General features: G+C 69.8%; 9 protein-coding genes and 3 pseudogenes. 6 read left to right on the forward strand and 6 right to left on the reverse strand.

What is annotated here, in order from left to right:
• Nucleotides 1-200, reverse strand: a pseudogene (locus FGF04_RS31485) (IS5/IS1182 family transposase); the annotation flags it as partial.
• Nucleotides 201-218: 18 nt separating this feature from the next.
• Here FGF04_RS31485 and FGF04_RS31490 point away from each other — a divergent pair.
• Both FGF04_RS31490 and FGF04_RS42155 read left to right on the forward strand, forming a co-directional pair.
• Complete coding sequence (locus tag FGF04_RS31490; RefSeq protein WP_188114312.1) at nt 219-1403, forward strand: pentapeptide repeat-containing protein; 1185 nt, start codon at nt 219-221, stop codon at nt 1401-1403.
• A gap of 269 nt (nt 1404-1672) precedes the next feature.
• Nucleotides 1673-1762: pseudogene (locus FGF04_RS42155) on the forward strand (IS5/IS1182 family transposase); the annotation flags it as partial.
• A gap of 162 nt (nt 1763-1924) precedes the next feature.
• Here the strand turns inward: FGF04_RS42155 and FGF04_RS31495 are convergent.
• The 3 genes from FGF04_RS31495 to FGF04_RS31505 all read right to left on the reverse strand — a co-directional run bounded on the left by FGF04_RS31495 (nt 1925) and on the right by FGF04_RS31505 (nt 4262).
• Nucleotides 1925-2392 (reverse strand): hypothetical protein, encoded by a 468-nt coding sequence (locus FGF04_RS31495; RefSeq protein ID WP_149514781.1) that lies wholly within the window; start codon nt 2390-2392, stop codon nt 1925-1927.
• 85 nt (nt 2393-2477) lie between these two features.
• Nucleotides 2478-3617 carry an FAD-dependent oxidoreductase gene (locus tag FGF04_RS31500; protein ID WP_149514782.1) on the reverse strand — a complete coding sequence of 380 codons (1140 nt, stop codon included), beginning with the start codon at nt 3615-3617 and terminating at the stop codon, nt 2478-2480.
• Nucleotides 3618-3887: 270 nt separating this feature from the next.
• Complete coding sequence (locus tag FGF04_RS31505) at nt 3888-4262, reverse strand: VOC family protein (RefSeq protein WP_149514783.1); 375 nt, start codon at nt 4260-4262, stop codon at nt 3888-3890.
• Between the two features lie 187 nt (nt 4263-4449).
• Between FGF04_RS31505 and FGF04_RS31510 the strand changes: the two genes are divergently transcribed.
• From FGF04_RS31510 to manD, 3 genes are all read left to right on the forward strand, one after another.
• Nucleotides 4450-5178, forward strand: a complete 729-nt coding sequence (locus FGF04_RS31510; RefSeq protein ID WP_149514784.1) for a GAF and ANTAR domain-containing protein — start codon at nt 4450-4452, stop codon at nt 5176-5178.
• A 63-nt stretch (nt 5179-5241) separates the two neighbouring features.
• Nucleotides 5242-6024, forward strand: coding sequence for a FadR/GntR family transcriptional regulator (locus FGF04_RS31515; protein WP_149514785.1), 783 nt, complete (start codon nt 5242-5244; stop codon nt 6022-6024).
• Nucleotides 6025-6258: 234 nt separating this feature from the next.
• Nucleotides 6259-7473 (forward strand): D-mannonate dehydratase ManD, encoded by a 1215-nt coding sequence (gene manD, locus FGF04_RS31525; protein ID WP_149514787.1) that lies wholly within the window; start codon nt 6259-6261, stop codon nt 7471-7473.
• 24 nt (nt 7474-7497) lie between these two features.
• On the opposite strand, the pseudogene FGF04_RS31530 reads toward manD, so the two are convergent.
• Nucleotides 7498-7680, reverse strand: a pseudogene (locus tag FGF04_RS31530) (AMIN-like domain-containing (lipo)protein); the annotation flags it as partial.
• 40 nt (nt 7681-7720) lie between these two features.
• Nucleotides 7721-8401, reverse strand: a complete 681-nt coding sequence (locus FGF04_RS31535; RefSeq protein ID WP_235882598.1) for an NAD(P)H oxidoreductase — start codon at nt 8399-8401, stop codon at nt 7721-7723.
• 112 nt (nt 8402-8513) lie between these two features.
• On the opposite strand from FGF04_RS31535, the gene FGF04_RS31540 reads away from it, so the two are divergent.
• Nucleotides 8514-8771, forward strand: a 258-nt coding sequence (locus FGF04_RS31540; protein WP_456340035.1) for a cupin domain-containing protein, incomplete at its 3' end; no start/stop codon positions are given.

An 8771-nucleotide genomic window follows, 5' to 3' on the forward strand; every position in this document is an offset into this window, starting at 1 on the left:
CGCAGCGTCAGGTTGGTCCGCCAGTACGCGGCGACCAGCAGGACCCGGTCCTCCAGCGGCAGGCTCCACGGCCGTCCCTTGCGCACCGGGTCCGCCCCCTCCCGCCGCAACGCGGTGATCAGCTTGCCGAACTGGCGCGGGCTCAGGCCGGTGAACGGGCCTATCCAGGAGGGCTCCGACGCCGTGATCACACCAGACACAGCAAGATTATCTCACCCGTGACCGGCAGTTACGGGACAACCCTTAGCCGACGACTGGGAAGAGCAACGCCAGGTCTCATCGACGTCCTGTGTGCCTACCTGCGCATGCCCTACCAACCTGACCCGGGAGAAGCCGACCACAAAGTTGGGGAGCAAGAAGTCCGCTGGACGATCATTCGCGTGATCCGAGACCACCTCCAAGACCCCTCGGCGGCTACCTCCTGGTGCACGTACTCCCTCGACTTCACCGGCGCGACATTCGATGGCGGTGACCTGTCGAACAGCACCTTCCTGGGCAAGGTCGGCTTCCGTGCCGCGGACTTCTCCGATGGAGTCGTCAACTTCCGTGGCTCCAGGTTCTCCGCCGGGACGGTCGACTTCCAGGCCGCGAAATTCTCCCGCGGCAAGGTCGTCTTCGACGGTGCGGCCTTCTCCGGTGCCACGGTCAGCTTCAACCACGCGGAGTTCTCAGGTGCCACGGTCAGTTTCCAAGACGCGACGTTCGCCGACGGCACAGTCAAATTCGTCCTCGCAACCCTTCACAGTGGGGCAGTCGAATTCCGTCGAGCAACCTTTATGGGTGGTGCCGTCGACTTCAGCCGTGCAACGCTACGTGGCGGCACGGTCGACTTCAGTGCGGGGCAGCTCCACCGCGGAACCATCGACTTCATCCGTCTGCGCCTCGCCGGTGGCTCGGTCGACTTCAGTCTCATGACCTTCTCCGGTGGCGTGCTCGACTTCCGCCACTCATGGTTCTCCGACGGTCGAATCGACTTCAGCCGAGCGACCCTCTCCGGCGGCACAGCAGACTTCGGCACCATGCGCTTCGACGGCGAAACGGTCGACTTCGGGCACGCAGCGCTCTCCGAAGGCACGATTGCCCTCGGTGGCGCCCTCGTAGCGGACGGCAGACTCAATTTCGCCCACGCTGCACTGTCCGGTGCCACAGTCGACTTCGGCGACACACGACTTCACGGCGGTACGGTCGACTTCGGCCGCGCGAACATCTCCGACGGCGCGATCAGCCTGCGCGGCGCAATACTTTCCGGCAGCCGTCTCGACTTCAGCGGCACGAGGTTCTCCGGCGGAAGAATCGACTTCGACGACTTGACACACTCAGGCGGCTTGACCGACTTCGGCGGTGCGATGTTCCACGGCACCACATTCCGATGGGGACCGCTTCCGGTCCCGGTGGGTGCCTGAGAACTCATAACAGGATCTTGTTGAAGCCTGCCGGTGACGCGTAACCGGTGTGACGATTCCGCTGTTCGTGGGGTGTGGGTGCTCGACCGCGTGGACCGTGGACGATGAGTTGCGGGCGCTGATGGAGCCGTTACTGCCCCGCTCGTCGTACGTGCAGTACAGACCACAGACGACCTCGCCGACATTGCTCTGCACAGCGACCTGTTCGCATTTCCCAATCAGCGGCCGAGCCGTCGTGGGGAGCCGGGCGGCCAAGCATGTCAAGCCACGGCCGGTCGCATCAGGCCGTGCTGCACCGGCTCGACGACGCCGGCCTCATCGACGTCACCCGCGTCGTCCTGGACACCGCTCACGTCCGGCTGGCTCGCGAGCACGGACTCGTCTGTTTCGATCCGCAGGCAGAACGGCTCCGGCCGTGAACCGACTGTCCTTTCGGAGGCGGGTCGGCCAACCGGGATAGATGCCTGCGACGAGGAGACCGGCACGGGAGGCCGTGGGCGCCTCCTCGTCCCCGCCCGGCCTCAGCCCAGCTTCTGGTGGGCGGCGTTGAGGAAGATGTTCATGGGTTTGCGCAGGTGGTCCCAGGCCGCTTCGGGTCCGCCGAGGTCCTCCCACAGGACGTGGTTCACCGCGCCCGCGTACTCCCAGGCCAGTTGGTAGAGCTCCGGGCCGGTGAGGACCAGGATCATCCGCTCGCAGACCCACAGGCGCTCGATGAGGGCCCGGGCGGCGGCGAGCCACTCGGGCGTGGCGCCCGCGAGCCAGCCGGACGCCTCGTAGCGTTCCTCGGCGAGGCGTATGCCTTCCTGGGTGAGCTGGATGAACTCCCGTATCACCTCCAGCCGTTCGACGCGGCGGACCTCGGCCAGCTGCGTGGCCTGGCGCTTGTCCTCGGTACGGGCGGCCTGGCGGGCGGTGGTGAACTGGGCCAGGTAGGACATGCCACCGCCGAGCACCACACCGATCAACGACGCCCACAGCTGATTCACCCGTTCACGTTAGCCTCAGGGCCGTGTCGGTCTCGACGGAATTCCGATCGACGTGTCAGGAGCCGATGTGTCAGGAGCCGACATGTCAGGAGCGGTCGAACAGCGCGACCACGCTCCGTGGTGCTTCCCGGCCGAAGAAGACCTCCAGGTTCTTCGCCGAGCGGCCGGCGGCGTCGCCACTGCGCGGGAACAGCCGCTCTTCGTAGGCGGCGAGCGCGGCCTCGACGTCGGGCTGCTCGACCAGCTTCTCCGCCAGGTCGGCGGCGTCGTACAGGGCGAGGTTCGCACCCTCGCCGGCGAAGGGCGACATGAGGTGCGCGGCGTCGCCGAGGAGCGTCACGCCGGGCACCCTGTCCCACGTGAGCCCGACGGGCAGGGCGTGGATGGGGCGGAGCCACGGCTCCGCGTCGCTCCGGGTCACGAAGTCGGTGAGCAGCGGGGACCAGCCGTCGAACTCGTCGGCGACGTGACGCAGGCCCGCGGTCCGGTCGCCGAAGTCGATCGACCTCAGCCACTCCTCCGGCTTGTTCAGCGCCACGTATCCGCGCACGCCTCCGTCGGCGTGGCGATGGGCGATGATGCCCCTGCCCGGCGCGACCGCCATCAGCGTGCCGCTGCCGATCGCGTCCACGCTCGCCCGACGGCTTCGGTCGCCCGTCCGGTCGCCCGCGGCGAGGGCGATCTCGATGAAGCAGATGCCGCTGTAGAGCGGCCTGGCGGGGGTGAGCAGCGGTCGCACCTTCGACCAGGCACCGTCCGCCCCGACGACGAGGTCGGCGCGCGCGGCGGGGCCGTCCGCGAAGGCGAGGCGGTAACCGCCCTCCGCGTGGCGCCGGACCGAAGTGAGCTTGCGGTCCCACCTGATCGTCCCGGGTGCCAGCGAGTCGACGAGCAGGCGCCGCAGTTCGCCGCGGTCCACCTCGGGACGGGCCGAACCCGGGTCGGCGGGCAGGTCGAACAGGAGCGTGCCGTGGCGGTCGACCACGCGCTTGGCGTCCTCGCCCGGGCGGACCAGGGCGAGGAACTCGTCGTGGAGCCCGGCCGCGCGAAGCGCGACCTGGCCGGTCTCCTCGTGGATGTCTAGCAGGCCGCCCTGCGTACGGGTGGCCGCCGAAGCCTCGCCCTCGTAGATCGTCGCGGCGACACCGTGGGTCTGGAGCACCCGGGCGAGCGTCAGCCCGCCCAGTCCCGCTCCGACGATGGCGATGCCCGTGGTCTTCTGCATGCTGAGCTCCTCCGTCACGCCGGCATGAGCCGACGGTGGTCAGTACCGGGAACGGACGGGATGTCCGGCCCCGGCAAGGAGACGCTCAACGATCAGAACCATCTGGATCGATGTACGAGCGATGTCCGGCGGGTGGACCCGCGGGACATCGTTTTTCGCGACCGGACGACTATAGCCCGAGGTCGATGCCGACCCCGACGCCGACCCCGACATGGGTCCACAGGACCGTGCAGGCATCGGACATGCCGTGGTCCTGGGGACGCGGCTCCGTCACGCGCCGGGGAGGAAGAGGCAGAACGGGTGGCCGTGCGGGTCCCTGAGCACCCGTACGTCCTTCTGAGGCTGGTACTCCTCCAGTGTCGCCCCGAGCGCGCACGCCCGTTCGGTCTCGGCCTGGAGGTCCTCGACCTGCAGGTCCAGGTGACCCTGCATCTGCTGGGTGCCCGGGCGCTGCGGCCAGGTGGGGGCGATGTGATCTTCTTCGAGCTGGAAGCTGAGGCCGGGGCGTTCTCGTTCCGGATCCCTCAGCCGGACCCACTCGGGCTCGCGGTCGACCTCCTCCCAGCCGAGCAGGGCCCGGTAGAAGTCGGCCAGCGCCGGGGGGTCAGGAGTGCCGAGGACGAAACCACCGAGCGTCACAGTCATGCCATCCGCTTTTCCCGCCACCCTGTCCTCATGCGTCCGTCCACCGTTCGGGGAGTGCCGGATCGCGCAGCGGGCAGTCGACCCGTCAGATGAAACAAAGGCCGGTCCTCGCCATGGGCGCGGCCGACCGCTCCCCTGTCCGTCCCCCCAGCGGTACGCGGGTTCCGCTGCTGGAAGAGGTACAACCATGGCTGATGAGACGCCTGACCTGCCCGACATGATGCTCCTGCTGCTGGGCACCGACTCGCTCGAAGGGTTCCTGCAGCTGCTTGCGGACGGTGCGCTGGCCCTGGCGGCCGATGCCGTCGGGACGGGGATCACCCTGGAGCGGCACGGGCGGCCGCTCACCGTGGTCAGCAGCGGTGTCGGAGCACTGGCGCTGGACGAGGCCCAGTACGGGCAGGACGACGGGCCGTGCCTGCAGTCGCTGCGCCGGGGCGAAGAGGTCCTCGTGGAGGATCTGCTGCATGAATCGAGGTGGGGCCCCTACCCGGCGTACGCGGCCGCCTCCGGCACCCGTGCCTCGCTGTCGCTGCCGATCGCCGCGCACACCCACACCGCCGGCGCCCTGAACCTGTACTCGCCCAAGCCGTTCGCGTTCACCGGCATCGACCTCACCAGCCTGCGCAAACTGGCCGAGCAGGCGACCGGGGCGATCGCCCTGGCCCAGCGCATCGCCGACACCCGGGAGTACACCGCCGACCTGCAACATGCCATGGAGTCGCGCACGGCCATCGACCAGGCCATCGGCGTGATCATGGGGCAGCAGCGCTGCACCGCCGAGGCGGCCTTCGCCCTCCTGCGCAAGGCCTCCCAGCACCGCAACGTCAAACTGCGCGACATCTGCCAGGAGCTCCTCAGCAACATCGGCGGCGCCCCGCCCGCCGGAGGACGGCCCCTGCGCCCACGCCCCTGAGCGGGCCTTTCCGCCGGTCGCCACCAGCCGGAAGGGGATGCGGGCGGCCCGTAGGATACCGGCATGCAGTCCACCGGTGATGTGTCCTCGGAGCCCGGCCCGTCCTTCGGGCACGCTCCCCGTGGCCTGCTGACGGAGCGGATCGCGCGGCGGCTGGAGCACGACATCCGCTCGGGTGTGATCGCGGTGGGGCAGAAGCTGCCGTCGGAGCGGGAGCTGGCGGCGGAGTTCCGGGCCAGCCGTGGTGTGGTGCGCGAGGTGCTGCGGCGCCTGGAGGCCCAGCAGCTGATCGAGGTGGCGCCGGGGCGCGGCTCCTTCGTCCGGGAGCAGGGCTCCGGCCAGGCGCGCGGTTACGACGCGCTGTACCGGGCGGGACGCCCGACCGTCCGCCAGCTCATCGAGGCCCGCATCCCCATGGAGACCGAGATGGTCCGGCTCGCCGCGCTGCGGGCCACGGACGAGGACATCGCGGCCCTGCGCGCCGCACGGGACGCCCTGGAGGGCGCGCACGACGTGGTCGAGAAGGCGCGCGCCGACCTCGCCTTCCACGACGCCGTCGCCGTGGCCAGCAAGAACCCGGTCCTGCGGCTCATGCTGTCGTCCATCAGCGGCATGATGTTCGAGCTGATGCTCCGCTCCAACTCCGATCCGTCGATCGCCGAGCCGGGCGTGCCGCACCACCCCGAGATCTTCGAGGCGCTGGAACGCCGCGACGCGGAGGAGGCGGCCCGGCGCATGCGCGAGCACCTCGCCCTGGCGCTGCGTACGTACGGCCCCGACCTGGACGTGCAGGTCGACCTCATGGCCCGCAACCACATCGACATGCTCTTGGAGCAGCACCGCTAGCAGGCGCCGGGCTCCGGCAGCAGGCGCTCAGCCCACCTCCACCCCCAAAGGGTTTTACGGCGCTCCGTCTCCTGTTACGTTTCTCCGGTCCGACTGGTCCAACTGGTCCTACCAGTCGGACCGAGGGAGGTCCGCACGGGTCGTACGGAACCGCGCACCCGAACCGACCTCGGACGCCACCCAAGGGTGACAGCCGCCCCTCCCCCGCCGACCCGGCCGAAAGAGCACCCACACATGAAGATCGTCGATGCGAAGGTCGTCGTCACCAGTCCCGGCCGCAACTTCGTCACGCTGAAGCTGACGACCGACGACGGGCTCACCGGTCTCGGGGACGCCACCCTCAACGGCCGTGAACTGTCCGTCGTCAGCTACCTGTCCGACCACGTCACGCCCCTCCTGATCGGCCTGGACCCGCACCGCATCGAGGACACCTGGCAGTACCTCTACCGCGGCGCCTACTGGCGACGCGGCCCCGTCACCATGGCGGCCATCGCCGCCGTCGACGTCGCCCTGTGGGACATCAAGGCCAAGGTCGCGGGACTGCCCCTGTACCAACTCCTGGGCGGCGCCGGCCGCGACCGGCTGCGCACCTACGGCCACGCCGACGGCCGCGACATCCCCGAGCTCCTCGACTCGGTACGCACGCGTCTCGCCGAGGGCTACCCCGCCGTCCGCATCCAGTCCGGCGTCCCCGGTCTGAAGGCGGTGTACGGCGTCCACACCACCGACGCCCACGGCGCGGCGGTCCCGCACCAGCAGGCCCGTCCCCTCGTCGAGGACTGGGACACCGACGCCTACCTGCGCCACACACCGGCCATGTTCGAGGCGGTCCGGGCCGAGTTCGGCCCCGGTCTGCCCCTCCTGCACGACGCCCACCACCGGCTCACCCCGATCCAGGCCGCCCGGCTCGGCAAGGACCTGGAGCCCTACCGGCCGTTCTGGCTGGAGGACTGCACCCCGGCCGAGAACCAGGAGGCGCTGCGCCTGGTCCGCCGCCACACCACCACACCCCTCGCCGTGGGAGAGGTGTTCAACTCGGTCTTCGACTACCAGACCCTCGTCACCGAACAGCTCATCGACTACGTCCGCTCCACCGTCACCCACTTCGGCGGCGTCACCCCGCTGCGCAAGCTGTTCGACTTCGCCGCCCAGTACCAGATCAGGACGGCCCCCCACGGCCCCGAGGACATCTCCCCGGTCGGCATGGCGGCCGCCCTCCACCTGGACCTCGCCGTCCACAACTTCGGCATCCAGGAGTACTCCGGCTACACCCCCCTCACGCACGAGGTGTTCCGGCCCTCCTTCACCTTCACCGACGGGCACCTCCACCCCGGCACCGCTCCGGGCATCGGTGTCGACCTCGACGAGGACCTGGCCGCGGCCCACCCGTACCGGGCCGCGTACCTCCCGGTGAACCGTCTGCAGGACGGGACCCTGCACGACTGGTGACACCGGACCGGCTCCGGCAGCGGTTCACCAGGTGTGGGCCACGTCGACCACGAGGCGTCCGTCCAACTGCAGGACCCGGAAAGGCAGTCGGGCGCGCACGCCGAGTCCGAACTGCGACTGGCCCTCGAAGGAGCCGGCGAACTCGGCGTCCTGGAAGGTCCTGTACCCGCTGAGGTTCACGCCCGGCAGCGGCTGTCCCACCCGGCCGGAGAACGCGTGGCCACCTGACCGCGGGAGCCGTACGCGGTCAGGTGGCCACGCGTTCCCCGGCGGCGAACTTCTCCACGAGCTCCCGTGCCCGCCGGTCGAGATCGGCGTACTGGGCCTCGCGCTCGGCGCCCGTGACCGCTCGGCCGACCAGGAGGTTGCCGTCGGCGTCGACGCGTTGCGGGCGCTCCTCCGCGTCGGTGAGCAGGCCGACGGTGGAGTGGGAGAAACCGCAGTAGTAGGCGATGCCTTCGCTCAGGCCGGTCTCCAGGACCGTGTGCATCCCCTCCACGACGGGGTCGTCGGCGGGCGCGCCCGCCAGGCCCAGCCACAGGATGCGCTTGCCGGCGAGGCGGGGCCTGCTGCGGCCGTAGGCGAACCCGTAGTTCCACACGCGGTCGATCCACCCCTTGAGGATCGCGGGCACGCTCTGCCAGTACACCGGGAAGACGGCGACGACGACATCGGCGTCGAGGATGCGCCGCATGTGGGCCCGCACCTCGTCCGAGTAGACCTTTTCCCGGTCGCCCCAGTCCGGCTGGTCCGCGACGGTCATCCGCGGGTCGAACCCCTCGGCGTGCAGGTCCAGCAGGTCGATGCGGTGTCCGGCGGCTTCGAGCACGGCGGCGGCACGGCGGGCCGTGTGCGCGGTGAGGGAATCGGCGCGGTGATGTGCGACGACCACGAGGGCCGTTCCGGCATGGCTGTCGTGCTGCGGCACGGTGTCTCCCGGTTGGTCTCGGCGATGCGATGCCTCCAGTACAGCCATGAGGACGTGGATGATCCATGGGAGAAAAGCTCCCGAACATAGGAGAGCGTCTACGATGCGTTCCGTGGATCCCTTGAGTTCACTCCTGAGCGGCATCCGGGCCGAGGGCTCGGTCGTCAGCCGCGCCGTACTGACGGAGCCCTGGACGATCCGCTTCGCCGACGACGCKCCGCTCACCATGATCAGCGTGCTGCGCGGCGGGGGCACCCTCCTGCTGCCCGACGGCACCGAACGGGCGGTCGGCGCGGGCGACACGGCCATCGTGCGCGGGCCCGCGCCGTTCCATCTCGCGGACCATCCCACCGCCGTCCACACCTCCCAC

It is taken from the genome of Streptomyces apricus, assembly GCF_008369065.1.
Classification (GTDB): Bacteria; Actinomycetota; Actinomycetes; order Streptomycetales; family Streptomycetaceae; genus Streptomyces; species Streptomyces apricus.

Excerpts from the sequence above, each read along its gene's own strand:
- manD (WP_149514787.1), top strand. The coding sequence starts at position 6,259 with ATGAAGATCGTCGATGCGAAGGTCGTCGTCACCAGTCCCGGCCGCAAC.
- FGF04_RS31510 (WP_149514784.1), top strand. The coding sequence starts at position 4,450 with ATGGCTGATGAGACGCCTGACCTGCCCGACATGATGCTCCTGCTGCTG.
- FGF04_RS31500 (WP_149514782.1), bottom strand. The coding sequence starts at position 3,617 with ATGCAGAAGACCACGGGCATCGCCATCGTCGGAGCGGGACTGGGCGGG.
- FGF04_RS31515 (WP_149514785.1), top strand. The coding sequence starts at position 5,242 with ATGCAGTCCACCGGTGATGTGTCCTCGGAGCCCGGCCCGTCCTTCGGG.
- FGF04_RS31505 (WP_149514783.1), bottom strand. The coding sequence starts at position 4,262 with ATGACTGTGACGCTCGGTGGTTTCGTCCTCGGCACTCCTGACCCCCCG.